The organism is Acinetobacter sp. YH12140 (genome assembly GCF_013418475.1).
GTDB lineage: Bacteria > Pseudomonadota > Gammaproteobacteria > Pseudomonadales > Moraxellaceae > Acinetobacter > Acinetobacter amyesii.
This window is the reverse complement of record NZ_VPBZ01000007.1, coordinates 140,159-154,737: the sequence shown is the minus strand read 5'-3', so window position 1 is coordinate 154,737 and position 14,579 is coordinate 140,159. Positions and strand designations below refer to the sequence as shown.

General features: G+C 40.1%; 15 protein-coding genes. 9 read left to right on the top strand and 6 right to left on the bottom strand.

Annotation, left to right across the window (positions count from 1 at the left end; genetic code table 11):
• Window positions 1–67 precede the first annotated feature (67 nt).
• The 9 genes from FTU75_RS11770 (at window position 68) to FTU75_RS11730 (ending at window position 9,557) form a co-directional block, all read left to right on the top strand.
• On the top strand, window positions 68–1,489 hold the full coding sequence (locus FTU75_RS11770) for an FAD-dependent oxidoreductase (protein WP_078189374.1): 1,422 nt from the start codon (window positions 68–70) through the stop codon (window positions 1,487–1,489).
• A gap of 239 nt (window positions 1,490–1,728) precedes the next feature.
• The gene (locus FTU75_RS11765) at window positions 1,729–2,613 is read left to right on the top strand and encodes a metal-dependent hydrolase (protein WP_180116022.1); all 885 of its coding nucleotides are present in this window, start codon (window positions 1,729–1,731) and stop codon (window positions 2,611–2,613) included.
• Between the two features lie 160 nt (window positions 2,614–2,773).
• Window positions 2,774–3,364, top strand: a complete 591-nt coding sequence (locus FTU75_RS11760; protein WP_078189372.1) for a LemA family protein — start codon at window positions 2,774–2,776, stop codon at window positions 3,362–3,364.
• A gap of 77 nt (window positions 3,365–3,441) precedes the next feature.
• The gene (locus tag FTU75_RS11755) at window positions 3,442–4,461 is read left to right on the top strand and encodes a YgcG family protein (protein ID WP_257223773.1); all 1,020 of its coding nucleotides are present in this window, start codon (window positions 3,442–3,444) and stop codon (window positions 4,459–4,461) included.
• The gene (locus FTU75_RS11750; protein WP_180116020.1) at window positions 4,455–5,015 is read left to right on the top strand and encodes a TPM domain-containing protein; all 561 of its coding nucleotides are present in this window, start codon (window positions 4,455–4,457) and stop codon (window positions 5,013–5,015) included. The genes FTU75_RS11755 and FTU75_RS11750 overlap by 7 nt, the downstream gene beginning before the upstream one ends.
• Window positions 5,016–5,219: 204 nt before the next feature.
• Complete coding sequence (locus FTU75_RS11745) at window positions 5,220–5,729, top strand: pilin (protein ID WP_180116019.1); 510 nt, start codon at window positions 5,220–5,222, stop codon at window positions 5,727–5,729.
• Between the two features lie 40 nt (window positions 5,730–5,769).
• Complete coding sequence (locus FTU75_RS11740) at window positions 5,770–7,119, top strand: sulfatase-like hydrolase/transferase (protein WP_180116018.1); 1,350 nt, start codon at window positions 5,770–5,772, stop codon at window positions 7,117–7,119.
• A gap of 16 nt (window positions 7,120–7,135) precedes the next feature.
• Window positions 7,136–7,846, top strand: coding sequence for a TfpX/TfpZ family type IV pilin accessory protein (gene tfpZ, locus FTU75_RS11735; protein ID WP_180116017.1), 711 nt, complete (start codon window positions 7,136–7,138; stop codon window positions 7,844–7,846).
• Between the two features lie 73 nt (window positions 7,847–7,919).
• Window positions 7,920–9,557 carry a PglL family O-oligosaccharyltransferase gene (locus FTU75_RS11730; protein WP_180116016.1) on the top strand — a complete coding sequence of 546 codons (1,638 nt, stop codon included), beginning with the start codon at window positions 7,920–7,922 and terminating at the stop codon, window positions 9,555–9,557.
• Window positions 9,558–9,665: 108 nt separating this feature from the next.
• Here FTU75_RS11730 and bfr read toward each other — a convergent pair whose 3' ends face one another.
• The 6 genes from bfr to gmk form a co-directional block, all read right to left on the bottom strand.
• Complete coding sequence (gene bfr, locus FTU75_RS11725; protein WP_180116015.1) at window positions 9,666–10,130, bottom strand: bacterioferritin; 465 nt, start codon at window positions 10,128–10,130, stop codon at window positions 9,666–9,668.
• Window positions 10,131–10,387: 257 nt separating this feature from the next.
• Window positions 10,388–10,582, bottom strand: coding sequence for a bacterioferritin-associated ferredoxin (locus FTU75_RS11720; RefSeq protein WP_078192519.1), 195 nt, complete (start codon window positions 10,580–10,582; stop codon window positions 10,388–10,390).
• A 218-nt stretch (window positions 10,583–10,800) separates the two neighbouring features.
• The gene (locus FTU75_RS11715) at window positions 10,801–11,184 is read right to left on the bottom strand and encodes a RidA family protein (protein WP_180024298.1); all 384 of its coding nucleotides are present in this window, start codon (window positions 11,182–11,184) and stop codon (window positions 10,801–10,803) included.
• Between the two features lie 54 nt (window positions 11,185–11,238).
• Window positions 11,239–13,344, bottom strand: a complete 2,106-nt coding sequence (locus tag FTU75_RS11710) for a bifunctional (p)ppGpp synthetase/guanosine-3',5'-bis(diphosphate) 3'-pyrophosphohydrolase (RefSeq protein ID WP_180116014.1) — start codon at window positions 13,342–13,344, stop codon at window positions 11,239–11,241.
• 218 nt (window positions 13,345–13,562) lie between these two features.
• Window positions 13,563–13,844: a DNA-directed RNA polymerase subunit omega gene (rpoZ, locus tag FTU75_RS11705; protein ID WP_067762989.1), complete on the bottom strand. Its 282-nt coding sequence runs from the start codon at window positions 13,842–13,844 to the stop codon at window positions 13,563–13,565.
• A gap of 76 nt (window positions 13,845–13,920) precedes the next feature.
• The gene (gmk, locus tag FTU75_RS11700) at window positions 13,921–14,544 is read right to left on the bottom strand and encodes a guanylate kinase (protein WP_078192517.1); all 624 of its coding nucleotides are present in this window, start codon (window positions 14,542–14,544) and stop codon (window positions 13,921–13,923) included.
• Window positions 14,545–14,579 lie beyond the last annotated feature (35 nt).

The following is a 14,579-nucleotide window of genomic DNA, read 5'->3' as shown; positions in this document are numbered from 1 at the left end:
CCACTACTGCAGATTTGATAGGCAGGTGTAAGTCCAAACATGCTTACACCTACCCACGGAGAGAGACATGGCAGAGCGCCTAAATAATGACTTTCAGTTCCTGGATGTAGCACGCCAAGATCCAGAGAAAAAAGATCTAGTTGTCCGCAAAGCAGAATTTGTGGAAATCTATAAACCGTTTACAGCTGAAGTTGCAAAAAACCAAACGCACCGCTGCTTAGGTTGCGGTAACCCGTATTGTGAATGGAAATGTCCAGTACATAACTACATTCCAAACTGGTTAAAACTAATTGCAGAAGGTCGCATTTTCCAAGCGGCAGAATTGTGTCATCAAACCAACACCTTGCCTGAAGTTTGTGGTCGTGTGTGCCCACAAGACCGTTTATGTGAAGGCGCGTGTACGCTAAATGACGGCTTTGGTGCAGTCACCATTGGTAATGCTGAAAAATACATTAACGATACAGCCTTTGCATTGGGCTGGCGTCCAGATATGTCACACGTTAAGTGGACAGACAAAAAAGTTGCGATTATTGGTGCAGGCCCTGCTGGCCTTGGCTGTGCCGATATTCTTGTACGTAATGGTGTGAAACCAGTTGTATTTGACAAACGCCCTGAAATTGGTGGTTTGCTGACTTTCGGTATTCCAGAATTCAAAATGGAAAAAGACGTAATGAAACGTCGCCGTGAGATTTTCTCTGGCATGGGCGTTGAATTCCGTCTCAATACTGAAATTGGTACAGATGTGACCATTGATCAGCTATTGGCTGATTACGACGCTGTATTCATGGGTATGGGAACTTATACCTACATGAAGGGCGGTTTCGCGGGTGAAGACCTTGTTGGTGTGCATGATGCACTGGATTTCTTGATTGCCAATGTGAACCGTACGCAAGGTTGGGAAAAAGATCCATCTGAATACATCAGCATGGAAGGTAAAAAAGTGATTGTTCTGGGTGGTGGGGATACCGCGATGGACTGTAACCGTACCTCGATCCGTCAAGGTGCCGAATCCGTTGTCTGTGCCTACCGTCGTGATGAAGAAAACATGCCGGGTTCACGTCGTGAAGTGAAAAATGCGCGTGAAGAAGGCGTGGATTTCCAATTTAATCGTCAGCCGATTGAAATTGTAGGTGAAAATGGCAAAGTGACGGGTGTTAAAGTTGTGACTACACAGCTAGGTGCACCTGATAGTCGCGGTCGTCGTAGCCCTGAACCAGTTCCGGGTTCAGAAGAAATTTTACCAGCAGATGCAGTATTGCTTGCCTTCGGTTTCCGTACCAGCCCTGCAGATTGGTTTACTACATCAAACATTAGTATGGATGGTTCAGGTCGCGTCATTGCTGCTGAACAGCAAGAATTTAAGTTTCAAACATCGAATCCGAAAATTTTTGCCGGCGGTGATATGGTCCGTGGATCTGACCTTGTGGTAACCGCAATCTGGGAAGGTCGCCAAGCTGCAGAAGGTATTCTTGACTACTTAGATGTTTAAGTCATGACATGCCAGTGATTGCATTGGATTTATTCAAAAAACTCGCTTCGGCGGGTTTTTATTTTTTGGAATTTACCTCAAATGACAAGTAAATGGATTTTGCAGATAAATACGCTGAAAAGTTGTCAGACAGCGCTTTAGAATGGTGAATTATGCAAGTGTGCTAGCACATTTTGCCATGTGTGAAAGAGCTTAGGAATTACATACTGCGATCATGATCTAAATTTTAGGAAGCGACCATGACGCAAGTGACGACACAAAAAACATATCTAAATCGTCCTAAAGCCATTGGCATTACGGTACGTCGAGCACAATTCAATCCTAAAGCGATTCGCCGGCATTATTTTGCCAACTCACCGGTGATGTCGCATTTGTTGACGGCATTGTCATCGACCTTTCCCATTGGTGAGCAATTCTTTGTGCATAGCGTGCGTAATGTACGCGATAAAGTCAGTGATGAAAAATTACAAGCTGAGATCGCAGCATTCATTGGGCAAGAAGCGATGCATTCCAAAGCCCATGCTGAATTTAACGATGCTTGGCGCAGTGAAACCTATAATTTAGATCGTTTCCAGGCATGGTTGGCACGTAAAGACAGTTATGTAAAAAACTTACATCCAAAGATTCAACTTGCAATCACCTGTGCATTTGAACATTTTACCGCTTTGCTTGGTGGCTATATTTTAAGACATCCTGAAGTACTGAGTACTTTAGATGATGATGCAGTGAAACTTTGGGTTTGGCATGCGATTGAAGAAATTGAGCATCGCGCAGTGGCATTTGATGTATATCAACATGTGTATGGTGATGACAAAATACGCCGCATGATTATGCGCAGTGTGACCACGGGTTTTGCAAGTCTTACGTTTTATTCTGCAACGAAGCTATTTATGCAGGATAAGAAAAAAAGTTTGCCGAAGGTTGGTGGAAATATATTCGGGGCGTATTTATTGGCAAAAATGTTTATTCAATTGACGCCAGAATATTTGTCATATTACAAAGCAGAATTCCATCCGAGCGAAATTGATTACAGTCAGATCGTGAAATATTGGAAAGAACGCCTTGCTGATGAATATCAAATGGAAAGTTTTCAGACTGAAATTACACCGCAATTGTATAGTTAATTCAAAATGTTAAAAAAGCCCGAGTCGTGGGCTTTTTTTATGTTAAATATTTTTCGAGTAGATCAGTTTAATCACAAAGAAAATACATAATTCATTCGAAAAATAAGGTTAGAATGAATTTATTTAAACAATTACAAATAAATACTTGAGGTTAAGGGTTATGAATTCAATGAAAAAAAGCATGCTCGCAATCGCATTAGTCAGTACGTTGACCCTGAGTGGTTGTGGCTATAACACATTACAAGTCAAAGACGAGGCCGTTACAGCAGCATGGTCTGAGGTGCAAAACCAATATCAACGCCGTGCAGATTTGGTACCTAACCTTGTCAATGTGGTTAAAGGTTACGCGAAACATGAGGAACAAGTACTGACCGAAGTGACTCAAGCACGTGCCAATGTTGCGGGCTTAAAAGTGGATAAGGAAGTTTTGGAAGATCCAGCACTGTTCCAAAAATATCAAGAAGCTCAAGCGCAGATGACCAGCGCACTTTCACGTTTAATTGCAGTCTCGGAAAATTATCCAGACTTAAAGGCCAATGAGCAATTCCGTGATTTACAAGTTCAGTTAGAAGGCACTGAAAACCGGATCGCTGTCGCACGTAATCGCTACATTACTACGGTACAAGACTTTAACGGCTATGCACGCCAGTTCCCGCAAGTGATGACGGCTAAAGTCATTGGTATGGATACAAAGCCTAACTTTAGCGCAGAGCAAAGTGCACAAACTGCACCGAAAGTTGATTTTAATTAATTGGCGTCACTGCATTGTGAGGTGGGCTGATGGTGGATTTTGAGCTAAAACATACAGGTTTGTTGTGGTTGCAGCGCATGGTTTTAGCATGCTTATTGTGTGTGGTGGGTTTCACACATGCAGAAACTGCCACCGCTACAGATGTAGATGCTGAAACTGTTGTTGTCGGTAAAATATTAAAAGATCAGCAGTCAGCTACGCAAAAAGAAACAACAACACAGCCTGAAATCAAAATTCAGCAGCCGAATATCGCCAATGATATGGCAGATGGCGAGTCGATTCGTGGCTTGCCGACGCTCAATGAACCTGTAGTTGATGAGGCAAACTTACTTTCTGCTGCTGAAAAGCAAGCCATTAGCCAGAAAATTTTACAGTTACACGAACAAGGCAAGGCACAAATTGGCGTCGTGATTGTGCCAACCACAGGTCAAGAAGATATTTTTGATTACGCCATGCGTGTTGCAGAAAAATGGCAACTCGGTTCAGCAAAACGTGACAATGGGATATTGATGGCGATTGCTGTGAATGATCACAGAATTCAAATCCTGACGGGTTATGGGCTGGAAGGAATCATGCCCGATATCATCGTGAGTCGCATTATTCGAAATCAAATCACACCGTATTTTAAGCAAGCTCAGTATGCTCAAGGCATTGATGCTGGCTTAACAGAAATAACCAATATTTTAAATCAAGACCCTGAAGTTGCAGCTCAAGCAGCCCAAGAGCTAAAAGAACGTCAGGAACAAGCCTTACACGAGCAACAAGCCAAAGAGAAAACGTTTACAACGGTTCTCATCATTTTGGTGATTGGTATATTTGCGTCTTTTATAGTGGGTAAGCGCTTAAGTGCCTCAACTGCTGCTGTTGCGGGTATCGTTGCGGGTTTGGTCAATGGTGCAGGTCTACTCACCAGTTTGTTGATGGGTGGAGCAATTTTCTTTTTACTGATCACTGCGATTGCTCAAACCATTTTTCAAATGTTCCTTGCCGGTGGTGGGGGCGGTGGAGGCCGTAGCGGAGGTGGTGGCTTTGGTGGCGGAGGCTATAGCGGAGGCGGTGGTGGCTTTGGCGGTGGGGGAGCATCAGGTTCATGGTAACGAAAACAGAAACAACAGAAATTGTCACCTGTCCTAAAACACAGGAAATACAGCAACCAAGTTTTAAACGCTGGTTGAAGCACTTCTTTTATATGCCTGCAGCAAACCGTTTTTTTAATAAGCAAGATCAGCAGGCTATTGCACAAGCGGTGACAGAAGCTGAACATGGCCATGTGGGTGAAATACAAGTGGTGATTGAAGGGCATATTCCGTCAAACCAAGCTTATTATCAAAATACCCGCGCACGTGCTGAACAGCTCTTTGCGGAACTGGGTGTGTGGGATACAGAATTTAATAGTGGTGTTTTGCTTTATTTAAACTTATGTGAACGTCAGGTGGAAATTGTCATTGATCGTGGGATGAGACAGGCAACCAATGCCCAAGTGTGGCAGGCTATTTGCGCGCGAATTATCCAAAACATGCAAAATAAACAATACCGAACAGCTTTGACGGCAGGTGTAAAAGAGATTGGTGAAGTGATGGATCACTTTTATGCAGGGAAGTCAGTAGATAGAACGAATGAAATTGCAAATGAGCCCATTATTTTGCGCTAAAAAACGGTGATAAAGTGACACAAATCGTCACTTTTAAACACAAAAAGAGACGTAATGATTACAAAAAATAAAAATATTTTTTTAAAGTGCTGTTTTTTCTGTCATTTTCACTATAATAAATCTTGGCACGCTCTGTGCTATTTATAAAACAAGCTACATAGCTTTATTAAATAATTAAATTAAAAAACATTTGTGGAGAATGTTATGAACGCTCAAAAAGGTTTTACCCTTATTGAATTAATGATCGTTGTTGCGATCATTGGTATTTTGGCTGCAATTGCGATTCCGCAATACCAAAACTATATTGCTAAGTCACAAGTTAGCCGTGTAATGTCTGAAACTGGTGGTTTAAAAACTGTTGTTGAAAACTGTGTAAATGAAGGCCGTACGGCTGCCTTTATTACAAACATTGCTGCTACTGGTACAGTAGCTGCGGATGACTGTGAACTTGGCGCAACAGCTTCTACACTTCTAGTAGGTGCTGGTCAAACTCCAGCTGTAGCTGCAGTAACTGGTCAAAATGGTTATCCTGAAGTAGAGTTCGATGCCGGTGTTGCAACTATTACTGGTACTTTTGGTAGTGGTGCTGCTGCAACTATTTCTACTGCTGGTACTAATGAGCTAATTTGGACTCGTTCAGCTGAAGGTACTTGGACTTGTACTACAACTGTTCCATCTAAATTCCGTCCAAATGGCTGTACAGCTTCTAGCTAATTGCTAAATAAAAAAAGCTCTCTTTATGAGGGCTTTTTTTATGGAAATGAAAATATTGAAAACATTACTGTTAATTTTTCTGACAAACTTTTTAATTTATATGTTCTGTCTGATTTTCAATTTAGATAGAACTATTTTAAATATAGATTATCTGTTTGTTGCAGGGTTAATATTATTCCATTACAAAAAAATGGCACATGCTTTGTGGTGCTTAGTTTTTATATCTGATGTCTTGCTATGCATCCATCAAATTTTTCCATTTTTTCGTTTGGAGGATATTCTCTATATTTCTAAATTTATTTGGATTTCTTCAATTTATTATCAGATCGCATGTATTGGATTTTTAGGTTATGCAATATTGCATTGCGTATTGCAGGAAAAAATCAAAATAAATAAGCAGGCTTATTTAAGTATATTTATTTTAACGAGTTTTTTTTATATTTCGCAAACGATATATTTGACCATATATCCTTTAAAAAAAATTAATTTTATATCAAGCCAAACATTAGAGTTTATTAATTTTCAGTTTTATAGCTTTCAGCAATCCTTAAGGGATGAAAGAAAATCTTTAGTACCGTTTTCGCAGTCTCCTAAAGCCACAGAGCAATTAAGAGTAAATTTGGCTGGGTATTCACAGCCAAAAAATGATGTCTTAGTTATTATTGTGGAATCACTAGGTGTACCAAAAAATAAATCAGTGCTGAAAGAAATTATTGCTCCATTAATAAACCATACAGAATTAAGAAACTTTAAAATTAATTCTCAGACCTATGTCGCACCTACTGTTCATGCTGAATTACGTGAACTATGTAAAGTACAAGCACAGAACTTAAATCTAAAAAAATTAGAAAATGGTTTTGAACAATGCTTGCCACATAAATTTAAAAAATTAGGGTATGAAACTACGGCCATGCATGGTGCTTTAGGGCTGATGTATGATCGAAAATATTGGTATCCTAGGGCAGGTTTTGACAATATTATATTTCAAGAAACTAAGCTATGGAAAACACGGTGCTATTCGTTTCCTGGTGTATGTGATGAAGAATTAATACTAGAAATACCTAAACAGTTTTCAAGAACTAAACCGCAGTTTTTTTATTGGTTAACTTTAAATAGTCATGCAATTTATGATTCAAGGGATATCAAAATAGATCAATTTGATTGTATTAAATTTAATATAAAACCCAATTTAGAAAGTTGTCGTAATTTAAAACTTCAAGCGCAATTTTTCTTTCATTTAGCAAAAGTTTTGAAACAACCTCAAATGCGAGGTGTAGATGTAATTGTTGTGGGGGATCATACCCCAGCAATTTTAAACCAAAGTGAAAAAGAGGAAATTTTTGATGGAAATAATGTCCTTATTCTAAATTTCACAGTATCAAACCCTTAATTTCAGAGGAGTATTTATGAAGTTATCTAAGAGGATACGATATTTTTTCGTACATTTAGCCTGTTCATTACTGGTTGGTGTTGCATTACTTACACTTGTATTCTTGGTTTGGTATCCAGCACCTTTGGCTTCGGCAGAGGGCGTAACGACTATTTTTTTAATGCTACTTGTTATTGATGTAATTCTTGGCCCATTATTAAGCTTATTGGTTTATAAAGAAGGTAAAAAAAACCTAAAAATGGACTTGAGTATTATTGTGCTCATTCAAGTTGTAGCCATGGGTTATGGCATATATGCAATTGCACAATCAAGACCTGCATGGATTGTGCAAGCAGGTTGGTTGTTTGAGATTGTACCTGCAAATGTTGTGGATACTAAAGATCAGAAACAAGCAGACCCAGCATATCAACATAATAGTTGGCTACAGCCAAAATGGGTAGCAGTTGATGATGCAAAGAATCCAAATAATCTATTTGCTGCGCCACAATTGATGCCAACAACTTATAATGACTTAAGTTATGCAGATCAACGTTTAAAACAACATGCCCAAACCTTAGCATCTTTACAGCAATTTAATACAGAAACTGATATTCAAAACGTTTTAAAAGATTATCCGACAGCAAAATATTGGATGCCACTAAGAGCGACAGGTGTTGGCTTAACGGTGTTACTCGATTCAGAGTACAAAGTTATTCAAGCAGTGGATTTAAGACCGTGGCGAGAATAATATTCAAAAAGCAGATTACCTTTTAATCTGTTTTTTGAATATCATAGCTCATCTTTTTCTCAACTGTTGCAGCATGAAATTTTTCCTCTTGCTTCTAGCCAGTATCTTTATCTCCCTCGCCTGGCTGCTTCCTATCCATTACCGTCCTTGGGTCACCTATACCGGTGAGCTATATGCCTTCTTTGCATTGTTCGCTTTGGCTGCCATTTTCTTAAAAGAAAAACTACTTATCCCAAAAATCAGCCTGCCTTTACTGGCCTTAACCGCTGTCCCATTTATCCAATGGGCCTGTGATTTGCTGTTCTTTTTTGATAAAGCGCTATTTAGCAGCCTGTATATCTTTGGCTTTTGGTTGGCGATTGTACTGGGCTATAACCTGACCCTAGATGCTGCGCAGCGAGAAAAAATATTTACAGGTTTCAGTTTTGTCTTTTTAGGCGTTGGCACCCTAACTGGTCTTAGGGCCATTTGCCAATGGCTCACCATCGACCAGTATTTACCGTTTATGGTGGATATTCGTACCGGCCAGCGTCCTTATGCCAACTTTGCCCAGCCGAACAATATGGTGACCTTTCTGGTCATGTCCTTAATGGCCTGTTTATATCTATATGAAAAGCAGAAACTGAAAACAGCACTTTTGGTTACAGCTGGTTTGGTGATCTTAAGCGGGGTGGTGCTGAGTCAATCGCGTACCTCTTGGGTCGCCTCGCTGTGTATTTTGGCCTATCTCGGTTATCAGCAGTACCAAGGCTATATCCGCCTGAAATGGTGCTATAGCAAGCTCTGGTTTGCCACTTTTGTTGGTTTGATCTTTATTACTCCTTCCGTAAGTCAGCTACTCCCTCAAAGCGCAGATATAGCGGTACAGTCTCGTGATGTGGTACAGCGCGCTACCGGTGATATGTCACGGCTGGCAATCTGGGAGCAAATGCTGCATGCCATTGCCCATCAGCCCTGGTTTGGTTATGGCTGGCATCAGACCAGTGTTGCTTACACCACGATTAGCGAATTTTTCCAGGGGCCAGTATGGATTCGTAGTGCTCACAATGTGGTGCTCGATCTACTACTCTGGAATGGTCTGCTGATTGGCTTGCCTTTGTTGGCTTATCTGGCCTATTGGGGCTATCAATTACATCGGCAGGTGAATTCAACCATTTCGGTGATTGGCCTGTTGATGCTGGGTGCCTTCCTGATTCATGCCATGCTGGAATTCCCGCAGAACTATGCCTATTTTCTACTGCCCGCCGGTTTTATTTTGGGGATTGTGCAGTCGCAACGTCCAAATGCTGGCGTGCAGTTATCGCCAATATTCATGCGGGTTAGTTTCGGTTTAGGCTTAGTTCTGCTGCTAATTTATCGTGATTATGAAGTGATGGTGCCAAAGCTGAATCAATCGGTGCGTTATGAAAAGACACCGGAAAAAATCACCAATCAGGATCAGACTTATCTGCTCGAGGAGTTTAACCGCCGCATTGCCTGGATTCGTCTGAATCCGTATAGCCAGCAAAGCCCAGAGCAATTACAGCAGATTCATGAGATTGTGCTGAATTATCCAACCCAGTATGACCTGCTTAAATATGCCCGAGTGCTGGCCTTTAATGGCTATGAAGCCGAAGCCAAACAGCAGCTGGAGCTGTTAAAGATCTTGCGAAAGGTCGAGGTAGATTACGATAGCTTGCTGGATGGAGCAGAAATCAGACCAGAACCATAAATCATCTTCTGATTTTTAAGGCTGCTGTTTGGGATTTTAAAGAAATCCAAGAAATAAAAAAGACCGGATTTCCGGTCTTTTTTGTACGCTTCATCTTTTTAATTGAACTTAGAGCTGACTCTGAATATAGTTTTCAATACCGACAGATTCAGTTAAATCCAGTTGCGTGGTCGCCCAGTCCAGATATTCTTCTTCTTTTTCTAAAATCTCTTGAACCAGATCTCGAGTGACATAATCTAACTGCTCTTCCGCGAGCTTAACTGCAGTTTGAATGGCTTCAATGTTCTCTTTGACTTTACGTACATCACAATTTAAAACTTCAACGGTATGCTGACCGATATAGAGCTTACCTAGGTGTTGTAAGTTAGGTAAACCTTCTAAAAACAAAATTCGCTCAATAATTTTATCGGCATGCTTCATTTGACGAATTGACTCTTTATATTCTGCAGAACCGAGTTGCTCAATGCCCCAATCGTTAAACATCCGTGAATGAAGAAAATATTGGTTAATTGCAGTTAAATGATGATAAAGCACCTGATTTAACTGATTAATTACATCACGATTGCCTTTCATGTCTGACTCCTTAACTGCAATAAAGCTCGAACTAAGCAATATAAATTTGATATTAGAATAGAAATATCTTAAACAACAAAGTGTAATTTAGCGAGTGTTTTATAGAACAGCAAATGAAAATCACAATCAAAACAAGGCGCTAATTTTTAGATCTTTAATAAATAAAAACCCGCTTAGAGTCAGAAGCGGGGGAGGAGGAATGGTCTGAGACCATTGGTTTTATAATTATGATTGTTGAGAAAATTTAAAAGCTTGGTTTATGCGGCAATTGCGATACGGGCTGCAATTTGTGCAACTTCATCACTGATGATCATACGTGCTTCAGGAGCACAGCGACCGCAACAGGTGCCTAAATCAAGCATATCACGAACTTCACGATAGCTTTCTGCGCCATTGGCAATTGCATCTTTAATGTCTTGATCAGTAATACCACGGCACAAACAAACGTACATGAAATCAAACCAAGTGAATAAATGGGATAAGTAATATTATTGATAATTATTATCGTTTGTCAATAAAAATCATTTAAAAATGCTTTTAAAGTGATTGAGTTTTTGAATAAAAACTGTCATTTAAGCGGAAATCTGAGTAATGCTCAGATTTCCATGTGAGGCTTTTTGTTCTTTTGGAATATGATATTTAGTGAAAGGCTTAATCGGTGTTTACTAACTTATTGATTAATAATCACCACGCCATCCATTTCAACTAGTGCACCTTTTGGTAGGCTAGCAACACCGAGTGCTGCGCGTGCAGGGTAGGGTTGAGCAAAGTATTCGCCCATAATTTGGTTGACCAATTGGAAGTTAGAAAGGTCGGTAAGGAAAATATTCAGCTTAGCGATATCTGCTAGCGAACCACCTGCAGCTTCACATACCGCTTTTAAGTTGTCGAATACACGGCGAATTTGAGCTTCAATGCCTTCTACCAGCTCCATGCTATATGGATCTAAGCCAATTTGACCTGATAAATACAAAGTGTCGCCCACTAAAATGGCTTGTGAGTAAGTACCAATTGCAGCGGGTGCATTTTCAGTATGGATTACCTGGCGGGACATCTATTTCTCCTATTATCATCACAGACACATCACATATAAATATGTGGTGTCAGGTTAGCTGGCAACTTTCGCAGGCTCAGCAATGGCAACAGGTTGTGCCAAACGACTGATGCGTGGGAAGCCAAAATGCATTCTTAAATTACGGATAATTTCGGCAATTTGTTTACGATTGTGTACAACAATATTCACATAGGTTTTTTCTTCATGTGAACGGACAGTTTCTACACCGACTTTTTCTTTACGGCATAGATAGATCAGTTCTGAAATTTGCTCATCATTTAACAGCATGTTTAAGCATAAATAGGCTGTAAAACTAATGTCCTCACTGTCTTCTGTAGTCCAGTGTAAAGGCATGATATTTTCAGGATGTAAATGTTGTTCATGCAATAAATTATGACAACGTGAACGGTGCACAATCAAACCACGACGTGATAAATGCCCTTGTATTGGATCGCCTAAAACAGGGTTACAGCAGTGCGCATATTTAACGTCGACACCGTCAGTACCCAAGATTAAGCGTGCAGAGTTTGAAGTCTGAATGGTATCTTGAGCATATAAATGATTAGCAACCAATTGCGGTAATAAGTCACCCACGGCAATCTGTTCAAATAATTGTTCTTTATCATTTAAATGCCGCCAATTCAGCACATTTTCCCAATCAGCTAATGTTAAATCACTCATAGAACGATTAAAAAGTTTTAATGCGCGATTTAAAGCTTGCTGACCAACTAAACGTTGTTCATCTTGGTCTTGGTCACGGAGGATATTTTGTAATGCGCGGCGGGCTTTTTGGGTATTAATAAAGCTTAGCCAGTCAGGGTTTGGTGTTGCAAGAACATCAGTGATAATTTCAATCACTTGACCACTCAGTAATGGTGTTGAAAGGGGCTTGGTTTCCCCATCAATTTTTGCACCAACGGCATGGTTGCCCAAAAATAAGCTTGCTGAATAAGCGAAATCAACAGCTGTGGCACCCTGAGGGAGTTCATGCAAATGACCGTGTGGGGTGTAGACCCAAATTTTTTCTTGATGTAGATAATCGAGTAATTCACTAAATGTGGTCTTTGCACATGCGCCATCGACTAACACGTTTAAATTTTGCATAGAGGCTTGGATCGCTGAACGACAAGCTTGTGGTGCATTTTCACCGAGGACCACACCAAATCGCGCTGCTTTACGCATCAACTCTGTTTGGATGGTCAGAGATAAAATGGTCTTTTCACCTTTTAAGCGCATCATCAGTGACTGGTTACCACCAGGGAGTGGGCGACGAATATGATCGGCGTAATTTAAAACTTTAAAGCTTTCTTTGAGGATGTCTGCAAGTCGGTCACAGTCTGCGATGCTTTGTAAAATAATTTCAAATGCATGACTATGGGTGAGCTCTTGCAGATCGATATCGTTTTTTACAAAGTGGCGAAGTAATTCAATATTATTATTCTTCTTTTTAATTCGACCTGAAATATGGTGTTGTTCTAGTAAGGCGGTGAGGTTATTTTCCCACTTGGTTTGGTATTCGCAGCGTTTCGGTTTGGTTTGTAATAAAGCTTCTTGAACATTGTTATACATATCTAAGTCGAGATTTTGATAACACAAATGTTCAAGGTTGTCGGCCATTTCATTCATACCGACGAGGCGTGCCATAGGCACAAAAATTTCAAAAGTTTCTTGGGCAATACGAGCACGTTTGTCAGGGCGTAAAGCACCTAGTGTGGTCATATTATGATAGCGATCTGCCAGTTTAATAATAATGACACGTGGGTCTTGTAGTGTGGCTTGCAGAATTTTACGGAAAGATGCTGCCTTATTATATTCTTTATCACTAGAGTGGCTGAGTTTTGTGACGCCGTCGACGAGTTCAGCAACGGTCAGACCAAATTTTTCAGTAATATCTTGTTTGGTAAATTCAGTATCTTCGATGACATCATGTAGTAAAGCGGCCATCAAAGTTTCCGCATCAAGACGCATATGCGCCAAAATACAGCTCACCGCAATTGGGTGAAGGATGTAGGGTTCGCCACTTTTACGTGTAATGCCATCATGGGCAATATCCGCATAGTCGCAAGCTTCAAGCACGCGTTCGACATCACTTACTGAAAGGTAAGCGTCGATTATCACATTTAACTGTTGCTTGGCTTGGCTGACCATTGGGCCTGGCATAGAACACCCTTTTACTACTGATTTACAAATGAAACGGTTAATACTTTAATGAAATGCATATTGCATGACTTGTCAATTTTTTAGTTTAAAAAAATGAAAATCTTTTTCGCCTGCTTTGCACTTCTTAAGCTTATGTTATAACTGTTCTGAGTAAAATATTAAAGAGAATCCATAAAAAAAGCCTAGTTAAAAACTAGGCTTTTAAGGTCAGGTTTATCTTATTGGAAAGAAAAACCGTCTAAGTTTAGGTTATTTGCAGAAAGTGCAAGGTCTAAACTTGAAGTTTGGTAGTCTTGTTCACGTTGTTTCAAAATGTCTTTAGAAACGTGACCCGCTGCGATTTCACGAAGAGCAACAACGGTTGGTTTGTCATTGTCCCACTCAACAGTAGGTTCGATACCTTGACGTGCCAATTGACGCGCGCGTTTGCTTGCCACTAGTACAAGCTCAAAGCGGTTGTCTACATGGTCTAAACAATCTTCAACGGTTACGCGTGCCATAAGAATTCTCGTTTGAATATAAATTTTTAACAGACTGTGCAGTATAAGGTGCTTTGTCTATAGACTCAAGTTTTAATCACTGTTCCGTAGGGGTGATTAATTTCTCAATCAGTTTTTCATGGCGCATAGCTTGTTGTTTTAAAACAAGACGATTGGCAATAATAACGGACTCTAAGTCATGCAGTGCTTTATTAAAGTCATCATTAATAATGATATAGTCAAAATTAACGTATTGCTGCATATCTTCTACGGCACAGCTGAGACGATGTTCAATCACTTCAACAGAGTCTGTACCACGATTGGATAAACGTTGACGTAAATCGAACTGACTCGGAGGAAGAATAAAAATTTGTCTAGATTCAGGAAAAAGTTTACGAACCTGTTCAGCACCTTGCCAGTCAATTTCAAGTAAAACGTCATGACCTTTGGCCAATTGTTCTTTTACTGTGCGCTGTGCAGTACCGTAATAATTACCAAAAACTTCTGCATATTCAATGAAGCCGCCTTCATTTACCAAAGATAGAAAATCTTCTTTTTTAGCAAAATGGTAATGTACGCCGTCTAATTCGCCAGGACGCTGACCACGAGTGGTATGAGAAACAGAGACATGTAAATTGTTTACACGTTCAAGCAGGGCTTTAACGAGGGATGTTTTGCCCGTTCCCGAAGCAGCAGAAACGACAAACAAGAGACCCGACATGATATTTTTCCTGATATGATAAAATATCTTCTCTA

Excerpts from the sequence above, each read along its gene's own strand:
- FTU75_RS11770 (WP_078189374.1), top strand. The coding sequence starts at position 68 with ATGGCAGAGCGCCTAAATAATGACTTTCAGTTCCTGGATGTAGCACGC.
- FTU75_RS11765 (WP_180116022.1), top strand. The coding sequence starts at position 1,729 with ATGACGCAAGTGACGACACAAAAAACATATCTAAATCGTCCTAAAGCC.
- FTU75_RS11760 (WP_078189372.1), top strand. The coding sequence starts at position 2,774 with ATGAATTCAATGAAAAAAAGCATGCTCGCAATCGCATTAGTCAGTACG.
- FTU75_RS11755 (WP_257223773.1), top strand. The coding sequence starts at position 3,442 with ATGGTTTTAGCATGCTTATTGTGTGTGGTGGGTTTCACACATGCAGAA.
- FTU75_RS11750 (WP_180116020.1), top strand. The coding sequence starts at position 4,455 with ATGGTAACGAAAACAGAAACAACAGAAATTGTCACCTGTCCTAAAACA.
- FTU75_RS11745 (WP_180116019.1), top strand. The coding sequence starts at position 5,220 with ATGAACGCTCAAAAAGGTTTTACCCTTATTGAATTAATGATCGTTGTT.
- FTU75_RS11740 (WP_180116018.1), top strand. The coding sequence starts at position 5,770 with ATGGAAATGAAAATATTGAAAACATTACTGTTAATTTTTCTGACAAAC.
- tfpZ (WP_180116017.1), top strand. The coding sequence starts at position 7,136 with ATGAAGTTATCTAAGAGGATACGATATTTTTTCGTACATTTAGCCTGT.
- FTU75_RS11730 (WP_180116016.1), top strand. The coding sequence starts at position 7,920 with ATGAAATTTTTCCTCTTGCTTCTAGCCAGTATCTTTATCTCCCTCGCC.
- bfr (WP_180116015.1), bottom strand. The coding sequence starts at position 10,130 with ATGAAAGGCAATCGTGATGTAATTAATCAGTTAAATCAGGTGCTTTAT.
- FTU75_RS11720 (WP_078192519.1), bottom strand. The coding sequence starts at position 10,582 with ATGTACGTTTGTTTGTGCCGTGGTATTACTGATCAAGACATTAAAGAT.
- FTU75_RS11715 (WP_180024298.1), bottom strand. The coding sequence starts at position 11,184 with ATGTCCCGCCAGGTAATCCATACTGAAAATGCACCCGCTGCAATTGGT.
- FTU75_RS11710 (WP_180116014.1), bottom strand. The coding sequence starts at position 13,344 with ATGCCAGGCCCAATGGTCAGCCAAGCCAAGCAACAGTTAAATGTGATA.
- rpoZ (WP_067762989.1), bottom strand. The coding sequence starts at position 13,844 with ATGGCACGCGTAACCGTTGAAGATTGTTTAGACCATGTAGACAACCGC.
- gmk (WP_078192517.1), bottom strand. The coding sequence starts at position 14,544 with ATGTCGGGTCTCTTGTTTGTCGTTTCTGCTGCTTCGGGAACGGGCAAA.